Source organism: Sulfitobacter sp. JL08, assembly GCF_003352045.1.
Classification (GTDB): domain Bacteria; phylum Pseudomonadota; class Alphaproteobacteria; order Rhodobacterales; family Rhodobacteraceae; genus JL08.
The window spans coordinates 3,898,378-3,912,687 of the sequence record NZ_CP025815.1 but is presented as its reverse complement, the minus strand read 5'-3'; the positions used below and the strand labels follow the sequence as shown (position 1 = coordinate 3,912,687).

Annotated in this window: 15 protein-coding genes; 10 read left to right on the top strand and 5 right to left on the bottom strand. The window is 59.3% G+C overall.

Features of this window, described 5'->3' with window-relative positions; translation table 11 throughout:
* Nucleotides 1-9 precede the first annotated feature (9 nt).
* The 5 genes from C1J05_RS19210 to C1J05_RS19190 all read left to right on the top strand — a co-directional run bounded on the left by C1J05_RS19210 (nt 10) and on the right by C1J05_RS19190 (nt 4,598).
* Nucleotides 10-1,152, top strand: a complete 1,143-nt coding sequence (locus tag C1J05_RS19210) for a benzoate/H(+) symporter BenE family transporter (protein ID WP_114871664.1) — start codon at nt 10-12, stop codon at nt 1,150-1,152.
* A 91-nt stretch (nt 1,153-1,243) separates the two neighbouring features.
* Nucleotides 1,244-2,095 carry a methylated-DNA--[protein]-cysteine S-methyltransferase gene (locus C1J05_RS19205; RefSeq protein ID WP_114872458.1) on the top strand — a complete coding sequence of 284 codons (852 nt, stop codon included), beginning with the start codon at nt 1,244-1,246 and terminating at the stop codon, nt 2,093-2,095.
* Between the two features lie 136 nt (nt 2,096-2,231).
* A complete protein-coding gene (locus tag C1J05_RS19200) occupies nt 2,232-2,900 on the top strand; it encodes an OmpA family protein (protein WP_114871663.1) in 669 nt (222 codons plus the stop codon).
* 171 nt (nt 2,901-3,071) lie between these two features.
* Nucleotides 3,072-3,605, top strand: coding sequence for a hypothetical protein (locus C1J05_RS19195; RefSeq protein ID WP_114871662.1), 534 nt, complete (start codon nt 3,072-3,074; stop codon nt 3,603-3,605).
* A 189-nt stretch (nt 3,606-3,794) separates the two neighbouring features.
* Nucleotides 3,795-4,598, top strand: coding sequence for a class I SAM-dependent methyltransferase (locus C1J05_RS19190; protein ID WP_114871661.1), 804 nt, complete (start codon nt 3,795-3,797; stop codon nt 4,596-4,598).
* A 217-nt stretch (nt 4,599-4,815) separates the two neighbouring features.
* Here C1J05_RS19190 and C1J05_RS19185 read toward each other — a convergent pair whose 3' ends face one another.
* Nucleotides 4,816-5,616: a GNAT family N-acetyltransferase gene (locus tag C1J05_RS19185; protein ID WP_114871660.1), complete on the bottom strand. Its 801-nt coding sequence runs from the start codon at nt 5,614-5,616 to the stop codon at nt 4,816-4,818.
* A gap of 398 nt (nt 5,617-6,014) precedes the next feature.
* On the opposite strand from C1J05_RS19185, the gene C1J05_RS19175 reads away from it, so the two are divergent.
* On the top strand, nt 6,015-6,557 hold the full coding sequence (locus tag C1J05_RS19175; RefSeq protein WP_114871658.1) for an NADPH-dependent FMN reductase: 543 nt from the start codon (nt 6,015-6,017) through the stop codon (nt 6,555-6,557).
* Here C1J05_RS19175 and C1J05_RS19170 read toward each other — a convergent pair.
* Nucleotides 6,554-6,958: a VOC family protein gene (locus C1J05_RS19170; RefSeq protein ID WP_114872457.1), complete on the bottom strand. Its 405-nt coding sequence runs from the start codon at nt 6,956-6,958 to the stop codon at nt 6,554-6,556. The two genes, C1J05_RS19175 and C1J05_RS19170, sit on opposite strands and share 4 nt — an antisense overlap.
* Before the next feature lie 42 nt (nt 6,959-7,000).
* Between C1J05_RS19170 and C1J05_RS19165 the strand changes: the two genes are divergently transcribed.
* Complete coding sequence (locus C1J05_RS19165; protein WP_114871657.1) at nt 7,001-7,804, top strand: FAS1-like dehydratase domain-containing protein; 804 nt, start codon at nt 7,001-7,003, stop codon at nt 7,802-7,804.
* Here the strand turns inward: C1J05_RS19165 and C1J05_RS19160 are convergent.
* Complete coding sequence (locus C1J05_RS19160) at nt 7,801-8,844, bottom strand: NAD(P)/FAD-dependent oxidoreductase (protein WP_114871656.1); 1,044 nt, start codon at nt 8,842-8,844, stop codon at nt 7,801-7,803. The two genes, C1J05_RS19165 and C1J05_RS19160, sit on opposite strands and share 4 nt — an antisense overlap.
* A gap of 61 nt (nt 8,845-8,905) precedes the next feature.
* Between C1J05_RS19160 and mnmD the strand changes: the two genes are divergently transcribed.
* Entirely contained in the window at nt 8,906-9,580 is a 675-nt protein-coding gene (mnmD, locus tag C1J05_RS19155) for a tRNA (5-methylaminomethyl-2-thiouridine)(34)-methyltransferase MnmD (protein ID WP_162798138.1), read from the top strand.
* Nucleotides 9,577-10,455 carry a DMT family transporter gene (locus C1J05_RS19150; RefSeq protein ID WP_114871654.1) on the top strand — a complete coding sequence of 293 codons (879 nt, stop codon included), beginning with the start codon at nt 9,577-9,579 and terminating at the stop codon, nt 10,453-10,455. Before mnmD ends, C1J05_RS19150 begins: the two co-directional genes overlap by 4 nt.
* Here the strand turns inward: C1J05_RS19150 and C1J05_RS19145 are convergent.
* Nucleotides 10,411-12,447 carry a lytic transglycosylase domain-containing protein gene (locus C1J05_RS19145; RefSeq protein WP_441351675.1) on the bottom strand — a complete coding sequence of 679 codons (2,037 nt, stop codon included), beginning with the start codon at nt 12,445-12,447 and terminating at the stop codon, nt 10,411-10,413. The genes C1J05_RS19150 and C1J05_RS19145 overlap by 45 nt on opposite strands.
* 73 nt (nt 12,448-12,520) lie before the next feature.
* On the opposite strand from C1J05_RS19145, the gene dapA reads away from it, so the two are divergent.
* Entirely contained in the window at nt 12,521-13,396 is an 876-nt protein-coding gene (gene dapA / locus C1J05_RS19140) for a 4-hydroxy-tetrahydrodipicolinate synthase (protein WP_114871652.1), read from the top strand.
* Between the two features lie 40 nt (nt 13,397-13,436).
* Here the strand turns inward: dapA and C1J05_RS19135 are convergent, their stop codons facing one another.
* The gene (locus C1J05_RS19135; RefSeq protein WP_114871651.1) at nt 13,437-14,309 is read right to left on the bottom strand and encodes a dimethyl sulfoxide reductase anchor subunit family protein; all 873 of its coding nucleotides are present in this window, start codon (nt 14,307-14,309) and stop codon (nt 13,437-13,439) included.
* Nucleotide 14,310 lies beyond the last annotated feature (1 nt).

The following is a 14,310-nucleotide window of genomic DNA, read 5'->3' as shown; positions in this document are numbered from 1 at the left end:
GAGAGCGCGATGAGAGTTTCGGTTGTTATTTCAGCGCTTGTTGCGGTTCTGGTGGGGTTTGGCGGATCGGTTGCCGTGGTGATCGCCGCCGCCGAGGCGGTGCAGGCAACGCAGGCGCAAACCGCATCTTGGATTGCCGTTCTGTGCGTTTCGATGATGATGACCACGGCCATTCTAAGCGTGACCTACCGGATGCCCATTGTCACCGCTTGGTCAACACCGGGAGCGGCGCTGATTGCCACCACATCGGGCGTGTCGATCCAGATGGCTGTCGGCGCGTTTTTGTTTTGCGCGCTGTTGCTGATGATCACCGCCGCGTTCAAACCGCTAAGTGCGCTGGTGCAGCGTATCCCGTCCGGCATCGCCGCCGCGATCCTTGCCGGGGTTCTGTTTCCGTTTGTGTTGGGTGTGGCGGTTGAGACTGTGGCGTTGCCGCTGCTGGGTGTGCCGCTGGTCATTGCCTTTCTTGTGATCCGCCTGTTTTCACCCGCCTGGGCTGTTCTGGCCGTGGTGATCGGCGGTGTCGGGCTTGCCTATGCGCTGGGTCTTGCCGGCCAGACCCATGGCCTTGCTTGGTCCGAATTTGTCTGGGTTGCCCCGGTTTTCGATCCGGCGGTTCTGATCGGGCTGGGTATTCCGCTGTATCTGGTCACGATGGCCTCGCAAAACCTGCCGGGATTTGCAGTGTTGCAGGCATCGGGATACGTGCCGCCCAGCCGTCCCATTGTTGCAATTACAGGTGCCGCATCACTGTTAAGTGCGCCCTTTGGCGGGCATACCACCAGTCTGGCCGCAATCACCGCGTCGATCTGTACCGGCGCCGATGCCCATCCCGACAGGAACAAGCGGTGGCTGTGCGGGCCGGTCTATGCGGCGGGCTATGGCGTGCTGGCGCTGGGCGGGGCATCGGTGGTTGGGGTGATCGGGAACGTGCCGCCTGCACTGGTCGCGATGATTGCCGGTGTGGCGCTGTTCGGACCGTTTGTTGCATCGGCCCGTCTGGCGTTTGCGGGGCAGGATGATCCGTTTCCCGCCGCGATTGCCTTTGTCGTGACGGCATCGGGGGTCGGCGCCTTTGGGATCGGGTCAGCGTTCTGGGGGCTGGTGATCGGGGTTGCGGCGCACGCGCTGAACCGTTGGGCGCGCCGGTAGTCGCGGATTTGCGCATGTTTCGGGTCGCGTGGTCCGGGCGAATTGCGTAGTTTTGCTGTATCAAGGGCCAGAGGACGCAATGGGTATGGATATGGACACCGGTAACAGCGAACAGGGCTATCATTACGGCGTGATGCGCCGCGCCATTGATCTGATTGATCAGGATGGGGCGGGCCTGAGCCTTGAGGCGCTGGCTGCCCAGATGGATATGAGTCCGGCGCATTTCCAGCGGGTGTTTTCGCGCTGGGTGGGCGTTTCGCCCAAACGGTTCCAGCAATATCTTGCACTGGGCCATGCCAAGGCGCTTTTGCGCGATCATTTCACGACGCTTGAGGCGTCGATGGCCACCGGTCTGTCGGGCAGTGGGCGCCTTCACGACATGTTCCTGCGCTGGGAAGCGATGAGCCCCGGAGAGTTTGCCCGCGGTGGCGACGGCCTGAAGGTGTTCTGGGGATGGTTTGACAGCCCGTTTGGCCCCAGCCTTGTGATGGGTACGGACAAGGGCATTTGCGGTATCGCGTTCGCAGCCGAAACCGGAGAAGAGGCTGCGATGGCGGACATGCTGTCGCGCTGGCCCAAGGCGACATTTGTAGAAGATCCGATGATGTTGCGCCCCTGGGTGCTGTCGGCCTTTGGGGCGCAGGGAAACGAACTGTCACCAACACCGCTGTATCTGATCGGTGCGCCGTTCCAGATCAAGGTGTGGGAGGCGTTGTTAAGCATCCCGTCGGGGCAGGTGACGACCTATTCGGAAATCGCCGATGCCGTCGGTAACCCGCGCGCCGTGCGCGCGGTGGGCACGGCGGTCGGGCGCAATCCGATCAGCTGGCTGATCCCCTGCCACCGCGCCTTACGCAAATCAGGTGGACTGGGGGGCTATCATTGGGGTTTGCCCGTCAAACGGGCGCTGCTGGCGTATGAATCCGCCCGCGCCGAGGCCTGATATTGCCACAAATAGCCATGCGCGGAATGCTGCCGAAGCCCAGTTTTCATTGTATTGTGATGTGCACAGGGTTTAAGAACGGGGCCATAATCAACCGCGCCCTGAAAAAAAGGGCCCGATACGAGGTAGTAGAGCAATGATATCAGTAAAAACCCCCCTGATCCTGGCGGTGTGCGGCACGTTTGCGTTGGGCGCGTGCACCAATCCTTCACAACTGAACAACCCCGATGACCCGAATGCGAACGCCAAACAGGGTGCCCTTTTGGGCGCCGGTGTTGGCGCGGCGCTGGGCACGCTGGTTGGCGGATCGGGCAACAAAACCGAAGCAGCGCTGGCGGGTGCGGCGCTTGGCGGTGTCGTGGGCGGCTTTGCCGGCAACAATCTGGATCGTCAGGAGGCCGAGTTGCGCCAGCAGCTGGCGAATGAAGATGTACAGATTACAAACACCGGCGACCGCCTGATCTTAACGCTGCCTCAGGATATCCTGTTTGCAACCGACAGCGCGTCGGTCCGCCCCGATCTGCAAAGCGATCTGCGCACCGTGGCCAGCAATTTGCAGAACTACCCGAATTCGACAGTCCAGATCATCGGACATACCGACAATACAGGTGAAGCGGCGTATAACCAGCAATTGTCGCAACGCCGCGCCGATTCCGTGTCCAGCGTTCTCTTGGGTGCAGGCGTACCGGCATCGCGTATCCAGGCCTATGGGCGCGGCGAGGACCAGCCGATTGCGTCAAACCTGACGCCGGAAGGCAAGGCACAGAATCGTCGCGTGGAAATCGTGATCCTGCCGACCGCCTGATCGCGCATAACAGCACAGTAAAGGGCTTCGGTTTCACACCGGAGCCCTTTGTTTTTTCGCAAAAACTGCGGTCAATGCGTTTTTGGAAAACCCCGTGGCACTGGCTGGATTTGGGCCATTGCTGACGACAAGCCCTGTTTGTGGTAAGGTTGCCACAGGGGGGATTGCTGGATGTTCGATATTGATAGATTTGTCGCAGACTGCGTCGAAGCTGTTGAAACAGACCCGACACACAAATCAGCTGCCGAAGTAATGCGGCGCGTAATGTCTGATCCTGCCGATGTGCTTGCGTCGCTGGGAGCGCCGACAGAGCCGGGCATTACCCCGCTTTATCAATCGTCAAAACTGACGATCGTGAATCTGGCGTGGAAACCGTCAACGACCATCCCGCCTCATAACCACGAAATGTGGGCTGTGATAGGCATCTACGGTGGCCGCGAGGACAACATATTCTGGCGCCGCATCAAAGATCACCCAAACGGGCTGATCGAAGCGGCCGGTGCAAAGGCATTGTCAACCGGCGACGTCTGCCCGATGGGTGCGGATATCATTCATTCCGTGACCAATCCAATTCCCCGGCTTACCGGTGCATTGCACATTTACGGTGGCGACTTTTTCGAGGCGGAAAGAAGCGAATGGGAGGCCGAAGGTCTGACGGAACACCAACTTGACATCGAGACCGTTCGGGCACGGTTCTCCAGCTAGAGCCCGATTTTGGCCAAGGTCGCCTGCATCCCGAAAAACAAGTGTTCCGTGTCGTCCGACAATGGCAGGGGCGGTCCAATTGGGCTTCGAGGCACTGTCAGGATTGAGGCCGGAGTGGCCGATGCTGCGTGACAATCGAATGTCCGCTATGCTGATCATATTCTTGCAACTATTCAGATTGGACTAATTATGGATTGGGATGAAATGGCGCGTCCTTGGCTGGAGGCGGCTCCAGATTTGGAAACCTCCTTCAGCGAGGTATTCGAAGCACTTTTTGAAGCGGCAAAACTGAAATCTGGGGAAACCGTATTGGATGTCGGCTGTGGCACTGGACCCACACTCCTTCATGCAGCCAAATCAGTGGGGGATCAGGGCCGTGTACTTGGAATTGATGTCGCTTCGCCTTTGGTTGCTGTTGCCAAGGAACGTGCGCCAGACAATGTCCAACTGATCGTAGGAGACGCTGGCTCACATCCATATGAAAAAGACATGTTCGACGCGGTTATAGCAAACTTCGGGATTATGTTTTTTGATGACAACGATGCCGCCTTCAAGAATCTTAGATCCGCGATTAAGCCCAATGGACGTATGACGGCAACAGTATGGGCCACGCCTCGTGAAAATCCGTGGTTTTCCATGCCTCGCAGAATAGTCGATCAAATGATCGCGGACGTACAAAGGCCGGATCCTTCTGGACCGGGGCCAATGCGGTTTGGTGACCCAACTGCTCTTGAAACGGTCTTGGAGCGAACTGGCTGGAAATCCAAGATCGAAACATTTGATCTGTTGTTGCGCCCGCCCGGCTCGGCGGAACGCGTTGCAGACCTTCACATGAAAGTAACGGTTGGCATGATGCTCAAGGACGTTGAGGTCGACGAACATAAACTTGATGACATCAGAGCTGCGATCATTGACGCCTGCAAACAGTATCAAAGCGAAGATGGCATTGCTGTCCCGGCCAGAATTCACATTGTCGAAGCGGTCGCCGCATAGACACAATTGAGTACGTTTGACCTGTGCTCGTGAATAGCAGCATCGTCCGCACCGAGGCCGTTCATCGCCATTCTGCAACCGCAAGCTGCTTCAAAGAGCAAAAAGGAAACCACACCCCGGCATTGCAGGTGCCGCAGTCAATGCGTTTCAGAAGCTGGAACAGCAATGGCTGGAATGAGGCCAGAGTTACCGATGCTGCGCCGAGTTCGAAAGACCGCTAAGATACTTTCGGCAACAACAGACGCATTTCCGACTGAACGATGAAGCGGTGAGCCCCAAGCTCCTGCAGAAGGAACCGTAAGGCGCTGTCAGAGCAATCGACATTTACCAATGTCAGAGAGCCGACCGTGGCTGCCGCAGCAAGGAGGTCTTCCAATGCCGAGGGTTCGCTGGCGGCAATCTGATGCACGAGGCCACCAGCGCCAATGATCGCTCCGCCTTTTTCGTGCAGGAAGGACGTCAGCCGCAGGCCAGAAATGGTTTCCTTGGCGTTCTGCCAGGTCGGCTCCCAAGTCGAATACCTTTGAATGGCATTCGCAACGGTGCCGAAATCCGCCAGTTTGAATGAGGACGGATCAGGAGATGGATGATCAAGCCGATAACAGTCGAGCTTTCTGGTCACGTCAAACCCCATCTTCGTATAGAGACGTTCAGCGCCTTCGTTTCCCTCAATAACCTCGAGCCAAAAGCTCTCAATCCCGGCATTCTCTGCCGCATTTATCGCCGCCATACCCAAGCTTGACGCCAATCCTTTGCGTCGATGACCAATCCGTGTGCCGCTGCCTATCAGGTACCGTTTGGTGTTGCGCGTCGCCACGTTCCAAAATCCGATGATTTCATCTCCGTCGACGGCGACAAAGGACGCCTCGGGATCGAAACCTCTAGAGCTCAGCGTTGATCGAAATGTATCTGCATCTGGTTGCAGAGGAACAACGTAGTCAGAGAATGCAGCCAGCATGGCACGATGAAGCGCATCCATATCGAGGCCCGATTTGGCAAACGAAACAATGCGCGACATTGCTTGTGCATTCTCCAATTTGTTAAACTTTGAGAAGTAAAGAATGCGTTTTGTGTTCGAGGCGCAAGTTCGGAATTTTTTTGACGTTTAATCCGGGTGGCTGCGAACTTCGGCTTTTTACTTTGTTTTTCGAAGCGAACGTTCTTGAGGCAGTAACGAACTGGCGCATCGTCCGCACCGAGGCCGTTCATCGCCATTCCACACCCACATGGTCAGACACAGGCGGCTTTGAAGAGCTAACGGGAAACCAAACCCCGGCATTGCAGGGATTTGCCAAAAGCATTCGCGCCGTTTGCATCATTTACCGCGAATGGCCCCGGTTTCGCACCAAAGCCCTTTGTTTTTGTAACTCAAAGGTTACGTAAGGCAGCAGACGCAATTATTCAAAGGACCAGTTTATGTCAGAGCCTGTACTTCTCGGGATTTCCGGTTCCCTGCGCAAGGACGCGACCAATCGCAAGTTGATCCGCGAAGCCGCGCGCCTGTTCGGGGATGCAACCTATGTCGAAGCCGACCTGTTGCTGCCGCTTTATAACGGCGATGACGAGGACGCAGACGGGATCCCGTCCGAGGTGCAGCGGCTGGCGGACCAGATTGCGCAAGCAGACGCTGTGGTCATTTCAACGCCGGAATACAACAAGGGCTTGTCCGGTGTGTTGAAGAATGCGCTGGACTGGGTCAGCCGGACAGACGGCAACCCATGGTCGGATAAACCGGTTGCGGTGATGTCGGCGGCAGCGGGGCGTGCGGGCGGGGAACGGGCGCAAACCACATTGCGATCCTGTCTTGTGGCGTTTCGCCCCCGTATCCTGCAGGGTCCAGAGGTGCATCTGGCCGACAGCAGCAATGAATTCGACGATCAGGGCCACCTGACAAGCGAAATGTACACCAAGACGCTGAAAGCACTGATGACGGCGCTGCGCGCGGAAATCGGGCGTTAGGTACCCGGCGGCGTGCCGATTTCGATCAGGTTCTGATCGGGGTCGCGCAGATAGATCGACAGGATCGGGCCAGTTGCACCGGTGCGCTTAACCGGGCCGTCCTCGATAGGCACGTCAAGTGCGGCAAGGTGCGCGCACCAGAGATCGGCAGGGGCATCTGACAGGAAACACAGATCTGCCGAACCCGGCGTCGGATGTGCGGATTTCGGTTCGAATTCGTTCCCGTGCAGATGAAGGTTGATCTTTTGCGCCCCGATATCCAGCGCCCAGCGGGTGCTGCCATCGGCAACGGGAAATTCCTTGGGCTGTGCGCCCAGAACGTCGCGATAGAACCGGATCGTTCGGGGGATGTCGGCAACCGTCAACACCAGATGATCGATTGCGGTAATGTGTGGTGTCATCGGCAATTGCCCCTTTCCGGTCAGCGCCATATCCTGCGCTTTATGAATGATGATGCGACACAGGGCGAACACCGTCAAACCGATGTTCTGGATCCGGCGCGGGCGGCTGCGTTTGAAATTGCGTTGGGGCAGGCGCCGACGATCCGTCAGGGCAGTGCTCTGCCGCCGTTTTTTCACCAGCTGTATTTCTGGGCACCACAACCGCCCGATCAACTGGGGCGTGACGGGCACCCGAAAGTGGGCGGGCTTATCCCCGATATGGGCCTGCCGCGCCGGATGTGGGCGGGCGGGCGGCTTGAATTTCACGCACCGCTGCTTGCGGGCGTTGATGCGGTGAAAACCAGTGTATTGGAAAGCGCCGCACGCAAAGACGGCCGCACCGGGCCTTTGGCCTTTGTTACCCTGCGCCATGATATTCATCAGAACGGGCAATTGTGCCTGAGCGAATGGCATGATCTGGTCTATCGGGAAGATCCATCGCCCGATGCCCCGCGACCGGTACCGCCGATGGCCGCGCGCGATGAAACGGACCGGCACGATGTGGCGTTTTCGTCGACGCTTTTGTTTCGCTATTCCGCGCTGACCTTCAATGGGCATCGCATCCACTATGATCTGGATTATGCCCGCGATGTGGAAGGCTATGCCGGATTGGTGGTTCATGGTCCGCTATTGGCGCAACATCTGATGCTTCTGGCGCAATCCCACCTTGGAACGCTGCGCAGATTTGCCTTTCGCGCGACTGCCCCGCTGATGCATTTCGAAACCGCAAGCCTGTGCTGGAAAGACGGTGATTTGTGGGTGCGCGGGCCGGACGGGCGGCAATGTATGAGTGCGACGGCGGATTAGGCTGTGCCGGGTGGTTCCAGCCTGAATTCATCGGGAATATGATCCGCCCCGTCAAGCACCAGATCGGCCATCACCGTGGCGATCCGCGGTGCCATGCCAAAGCCGATCTTGAACCCGCCATTGGCGATAAAATGGCCCGCCCGCCCCGGATAGGTGCCCAGAACAGGCGCGCGGGATCGGCTGCGGGGGCGCAATCCGGCCCAGGTGGAAATCAGCGTGGCATCGTGCAGCGCCGGAACGGCGGCGCGGGCGCGGGCAATGACGGCGTCCAGTTTGCCATCTGTCGCAGCCGGATCATCAAAGACCGGTTCGCTGGTTGAGCCAATGGCAATTGTACCGTCGGCATGCGCGATGACATGGACGGTGTCGGCAAAAATCTGCGGCGCATCCGGCGGCAGCGGGGCGGCGGGCTGCAACAGCGCCGCCTGACCTTTGTTCGGGCCGCCGACCGGTCGGCCCAGTTCTTGGCTCAGCTGGTCCAGACCGTGCGCGCCGGTGGCCCAGATCACCGCGCCCTGATCGGGGGCATCAGACAGGATGCGCCCACCCCGTGCCGTGATCGCGGCGGCAAGTGCGGCACAGGCCTGTCGCGGATGTATCCGCGCGCTGAGAGTATCATGGATCAGGTACCCTGTCGGGCTGAGCGGCGCCCAATCGCGATCTGCCTGCACCACCTCCCACACGGCTTTGCCCTGCCAGAGGGTTTCGGCGTTGCGGCCACGGTTTTTCGCCCGTTCGAGAGCAATTTCATCGGGGATCGGTTGCAGCCGTCCGCTGCGGGCATAGCCTGATGACAGGCCGGATGTGGCATCGATTTCGGCCCAGAACGTGCCGGCCAGTAGCAGGCTGTCCAGTTGGAACGCCTTTTTGCTGTTCCAGTTTTCCGGTGTGTGCGGCGCCAGCGCGCCGACAATGCCGCCGCTTGATCCGGCACCAACGCCGCCCGGGTCGATGACCTGCACGCGCGCGCCGCGTTGCAGGCAGGCCCATGCGATGGACAACCCGAAAATACCTGCACCGCGAATGGTTACATCCGGCATTGCCAATTTACCTGCCTCACTTCATTGTCCCGCGCTCGGGCAGACTTTAATGGACCCAGCCATGCAGAACCAGCATCCAGATATAGAATGGCGCAATGAAGATGTGCCAGTGTCGACGCGCTTTGACGATCCGTATTATTCGCTGGAAAACGGGCTGGATGAAACGCGCCATGTTTTTCTGCATGGCAATGATCTGCCGGACAGGTTCAGGGACGGGTTTCATATCGCGGAACTTGGCTTTGGCACCGGTCTGAATTTTCTGGCCACGTTGCAAAGCTGGCGGGCGTCCGGCAGGGCCGGAACCTTGCGGTATTCCAGCTTTGAGGCGTTTCCGATGCGCAGGGATGACATCGCGCAGGCGCTAAAGCCGTTCGCGGAGCTGGCTGGCATCGCGCAGGACCTTGTTGCCCGCTGGACGGAGATCGGCGGGCGGTTTGAATTTGCGGGTGGTGTCGAGTTGGATCTGATCGTGGGGGATGCGCGCGAAACGTTGCCCCGTTGGGCCGGCAAGGCCGATGCGTGGTATCTGGACGGGTTTTCACCCGCCAAGAACCCCGAATTGTGGGGGCCTGACCTGATGCGGCAGGTGGCCCTGCACACCGAAAAGGGCGGTAGCATCGCCACCTATACCGCTGCGGGGTTTGTGCGTCGCGGATTGCAAGAGGCGGGGTTTTCTGTCACCCGCGTGCCAGGGTATGGCCGCAAGCGCCATATGACAAAGGCCATGCTGCAATGACACAATCCAACAACATCCCTTTGGGGATCGGGCTGATGGTGCTGACCACGTTCGTATTTTCGGTACAGGACGGCATTTCGCGCCATCTGGCGGGGGAATACAACGTGCTAATGATCGTCATGATCCGGTACTGGTTTTTCGCCGCCTTCGTGATTTCGATTGCGGCGCGCAAGGCCGGTGGCGTTGGTGCGGCGGCGCGGACGACACAGCCGGTTCTGCAAATCGTGCGCGGCGTTCTGCTGTCGACGGAAATCTGTGTGATGGTGGCCAGTTTCACAATTCTGGGTCTGGTCGAAAGCCATGCGGTTTTCACCTGCTATCCGCTGCTGGTGGCGGCCCTGTCCGGCCCTATTCTGGGCGAAAAGGTCGGGTGGCGGCGGTGGTCGGCGATCGGGGTCGGGTTTGTCGGCGTTCTGATCATCCTGCAGCCCGGGATCGGGGTTTTCGATCCGGCGGCGATCATTCCGCTGATCGCGGCGACCATGTTTGCCGTCTATGGGCTGCTGACGCGCTATGCCGCGCGTCGTGACACCACCGCGACCAGCTTTTTCTGGACAGGTGTAACGGGGGCTGTGGCGATGACGGCGCTGGGCCTTTGGGCGTGGGAGCCGATGACGCAGCCGGATTGGGGCTGGATGGCGGCGCTTTGCCTGACGGGCGTGACCGGCCATTGGTTGCTGATCAAGTGCTACGAGGTGGCCGAGGCCAGCGCCGTGCAGCCTTTTGCCTATCTGCAACTGGTTTTCGCATCGGTTCTGGGTATCGCGGTGTTTGGCGAAACCGTTGAACAGAATGTGGCGATCGGGGCGGGGATTATCGTGGCGGCGGGGCTATTCACTTTTTGGCGCGAACGCGCGCAACGTCGAACCGGTTAGTTCTTCGCTAAAGGGAACGGGCAGCGGATCAAGCCCTAGTCGCGCACGGTAGATCGGCAGGCTTTCCGTGACACGCATCACGTAGTTCTGGGTTTCGCGAAACGGGATGTGTTCGATCCAGTCGATTACGTCAAAACCCGGATCAGCATTGCTGCGCGGATCACCGTATTGCTGCATCCACCGGATCGGGCGGCTGGCGCCGGCATTGTAGGCTGCGGACATCATCACGACATTTCCGTCAAATTGCCCCGCCAGCGTCGACAGGAAGGCCGCCCCAAGCTCGGCGTTGTATTTCCAGTCGACAAGCAGGCGGTCGGTGCTGTGTTCGGCGCCACGGCCCAACTGGCCTGCAACCTCGCGTGCGGTTGCGGGCATGATCTGCATCAGGCCCCGCGCGCCAACGCCGCTGACCACACCGGGATCAAATTCGCTTTCGCGCCGGGCAATGGCCAACAACATTTCCGGCGCCATCGGCAGATCCATCTGGCGCATTGGATGCAGGGCGTAATAGGCGGCTGGCAAAACGGTTCCCTGCGTCGCAACCCGCTTGCCGATCATGACGGCCAGATGCGGTTGGGCCAGTTCCATCGCCATGTCGCCCAGTTGCCCGGCTTCGGTCCGTGACAGGGATTCCGACAGATGTGTCAGGAACCGTTCGGCCAGATTAACCTCGCCTGATGCCAGCAACAACAGCCCGGCTTCGAACACGCTGGATTTTGAAAAGCTGGCACTACGCCAGGCGCCGAATTCTTCCTGACCCGCCAGACTGATATCAAATGGTGTATCTGCTGCTTCGGCGGCCAGAAGCCCGTAAAATGATGTCTGGTATTGCGCCCCGTCTTCAAATGCCCTTAGCGCGCCCGCCGCATCGCCCAACGCCTGATAGGCACGTCCGGTCCAGTATCCGGCCCGGCCCTTTGAGATGGGCGAAGCCACGGCGGCATCAAAGCGTTTGAAATGATAAAGCGCGGTTTTCGGATCGTTCAGCTTGCGCAGGGCGATGTATCCGGCCAGCCATTCCAGATCGGCATAATCCGACCCTTCGGTCAGATGGTTTTGCGCCGCGATTGCATAGGCACGTTTTGCATTGCCCTCGCGCATCTGGTCTCGCGCCATGGTGCGACGGCGCGGTGCCCAGGCATCCGGGCGGCCCAGTGTCTCTGCGCTGGTGCTTTGTTCCAGCATCAGGTCGATCGCCGTGTCCAGCCTTTTGCGCGCCCGCCAGTCGAACCGATCAAATGCCAGCCCCGGGTTTGACTGCAAACTGGCAGGCACCTTGTCGATCAGGGCGTTGACCCCGTCCGCGCCGTCACGCAGTGCAATCCGGGCCTGGGCCAGAACCTGCCAGCCTTGCGGCACAAGGGCCTTCATCCGGTTGGCATCTGACGTCCAGCCGCGCCAAAGCATATAATCCAGCCGCGCAATATGGTGATCTTTGAGCAGGGTTTCGTGTGCGCCGAGAAAAAGCGCATGTTCGCCCGCGCCCATACGCATCGTGCGCCAGGCATTGATCACTTCCTTGCGGGCTTTTTCGGATTGTCCGACAGAGTCCAGCGCGCGGGCGTATGACAGCACGCCGCCGGCTGTTTGCGGGGGAACCTTGGCGAAAAAATTCAAAACGTCCTGATGGGATTGCTGGATAACCACCGGTTCGGATTTGCGGCGCAACCATTCCAGCCCGGGCCAGTTGGGCCGCCGTTCCAGAAACGCGATCACCTCTTCATAGCTGCCGCGCCCTTCGCGAAGGCGGTGCCATTCGATCACGTCCAGCGCTACGGCACCGTCCCGTTCGGCCAAAAGGCCGGCGTTTCCCCAATTGCCGCCACGCATTGCATCCATCGCCTGCCCCAATGGTCGCGGGGATTGCGCAATGGCGGGAAAAGCCAAGCCAAGGACGAGGAGTATAGCGATCAGATTTCGTGTCATGTCTTGCATTTCGGGCCATGTCAGGGATAGACGCTGAAACAATATCGTGCATGCGGTCTGGTTCAACCGGGAAACCTAGAGCATGTGTCAGCTTTTACCACCGGGTTGTTTGCCCCGCCAGATACAAGGAACGCACATAATGTTCAAAGGCTCTATGCCCGCGCTTGTCACTCCGTTTCGCAACGGAGCTTTGGATCTGGATACTTTGGCCAAGCTGATCGAATGGCACATTGGTGAAGGCACTGACGGGTTCGTGCCTGTGGGAACGACAGGCGAAAGCCCGACACTGACCCACAAGGAACACGAAAAAGTCGTGGAAGAGGTTGTGCGGCTGGTTGCAGGGCGCAAACCGGTGATCGCCGGTGCCGGATCCAACAACACGCTGGAAGGCATCCGTTTGATGCAGCACGCCCATTCCGTCGGCGCGGATGCCGCGCTTGTCGTGACGCCCTATTACAACAAACCCACGCAACGCGGGCTGATCGCGCATTTCACCGCGCTGCACGATTGTTGCGACCTGCCGATCATCATCTACAACATTCCCGGCCGGTCGATCATCGACATGACGCCAGACACTATGGGCGAACTGGCCAGATTGCCGCGTATCATCGGTGTGAAGGACGCAACCGGCGATGTTGCGCGTGTGTCCCAGCAGCGTGCGACCTGCGGCGCAGATTTTGTGCAATTGTCCGGAGAAGATGCAAGCGCGCTGGGGTTCAATGCGCATGGTGGTGTGGGCTGTATCTCTGTCACCGCCAATGTGGCTCCGGCCCTGTGCGCGCAGTTTCAGGCCGCGACACTGGCAGGGGACTACGCCAAGGCGCTGGAATTGCAGGACCGGCTGATGCCCCTGCACGAAGCGATTTTCGTTGAACCGGGTCTTGTCGGGGCCAAATACGGCTCGTCGCGTCTGGGCATGTGCAGCGAAGAAGTGCGCCTGCCCCTGACCGGATTGATGGACAGCACCAAGGCACAGATCGATGCCGCGATGCGCCACGCGGGCCTGATCGACTGATTGCACGGTCGCCCGATCCCGTCAGGGTCGAGCACGCCGCCTATCGTTTGCCGTAATAGAGGCCGACGACGTGTTCTGCCTCGGCAAAGAACAGCCAGCGAGAAGTTGCAACTCCGATCAGGTGGCTGAGCACCGCAAGGGCGGCGAACATGTGGTTGAAAGGCAGCGCCAACAATATGACCGGCACCACCACCATCAGCGCCAATGCGATCACCCGCAGTTTCTGTGCGTGTTTGCGGGCCACGACATAAACGAACTCGCGCAGCAGATAATTGGTGCCGGTGTGGGGCGGTTCAAAGGCGCGCACGGTGCCGATGTTGCCCAGACCCGTCGCGCTGGCCATGGTTGTGGCCGAACCGGTAAATGCCTTGTCCCCCATTATCCAATAGGCCAGTTGCACAAGGCCCGCGACAACCAGCAGGCCAAGCGCCCATGTGGTCTGATCCGCCAGCAACGCACCACCGGCCAGTGAAAAGCTCAGGAACATGACCGGTGTCAGCGGGATGTTCCAGCGTGGCACGGTTTTCAACTGTCCGTAGATCATCGAGGTTGTGTAGACCGTTGCAAGCGACAAAAGCGCGCCCAGCCATCCCAATGGCGCCCAGTGGGCCCCGAAAAAGACCGCGCCTGCGCCGTAAAGGCCCATGACCGTCAGCGCCATGACAGACATCCATGCCTCGCGGCTGAGCCAGCTTGTTTTCCACTGGGTAAACGCCTTGAGCGCGCGTTCGGGATGGCCAAGGTGAAAGGTTGACGCCAGCAAGCCGCCGACGGCCAGAACATAGGCAATGGCAAAAAAGGCAAAGGCGGTCCAGCCGGTGACAGGCGGATAGCCAAGACCCAGCCAGAACAACAGGCCAAAGCCAAGGCCGGACAAAGTGGTAAAGGCAATAACAGACGGGGCGGGATGCATG

Bases quoted from the DNA above. Each gene is read 5' to 3' on its own strand.
- mnmD (WP_162798138.1), top strand. From the start codon at position 8,906: ATGCAGAACCAGCATCCAGATATAGAATGGCGCAATGAAGATGTGCCA.
- C1J05_RS19165 (WP_114871657.1), top strand. From the start codon at position 7,001: ATGAATGATGATGCGACACAGGGCGAACACCGTCAAACCGATGTTCTG.
- C1J05_RS19205 (WP_114872458.1), top strand. From the start codon at position 1,244: ATGGACACCGGTAACAGCGAACAGGGCTATCATTACGGCGTGATGCGC.
- C1J05_RS19200 (WP_114871663.1), top strand. From the start codon at position 2,232: ATGATATCAGTAAAAACCCCCCTGATCCTGGCGGTGTGCGGCACGTTT.
- C1J05_RS19135 (WP_114871651.1), bottom strand. From the start codon at position 14,309: ATGCATCCCGCCCCGTCTGTTATTGCCTTTACCACTTTGTCCGGCCTT.
- C1J05_RS19170 (WP_114872457.1), bottom strand. From the start codon at position 6,958: ATGACACCACACATTACCGCAATCGATCATCTGGTGTTGACGGTTGCC.
- dapA (WP_114871652.1), top strand. From the start codon at position 12,521: ATGTTCAAAGGCTCTATGCCCGCGCTTGTCACTCCGTTTCGCAACGGA.
- C1J05_RS19210 (WP_114871664.1), top strand. From the start codon at position 10: ATGAGAGTTTCGGTTGTTATTTCAGCGCTTGTTGCGGTTCTGGTGGGG.
- C1J05_RS19150 (WP_114871654.1), top strand. From the start codon at position 9,577: ATGACACAATCCAACAACATCCCTTTGGGGATCGGGCTGATGGTGCTG.
- C1J05_RS19160 (WP_114871656.1), bottom strand. From the start codon at position 8,844: ATGCCGGATGTAACCATTCGCGGTGCAGGTATTTTCGGGTTGTCCATC.
- C1J05_RS19185 (WP_114871660.1), bottom strand. From the start codon at position 5,616: ATGTCGCGCATTGTTTCGTTTGCCAAATCGGGCCTCGATATGGATGCG.
- C1J05_RS19195 (WP_114871662.1), top strand. From the start codon at position 3,072: ATGTTCGATATTGATAGATTTGTCGCAGACTGCGTCGAAGCTGTTGAA.
- C1J05_RS19190 (WP_114871661.1), top strand. From the start codon at position 3,795: ATGGATTGGGATGAAATGGCGCGTCCTTGGCTGGAGGCGGCTCCAGAT.
- C1J05_RS19175 (WP_114871658.1), top strand. From the start codon at position 6,015: ATGTCAGAGCCTGTACTTCTCGGGATTTCCGGTTCCCTGCGCAAGGAC.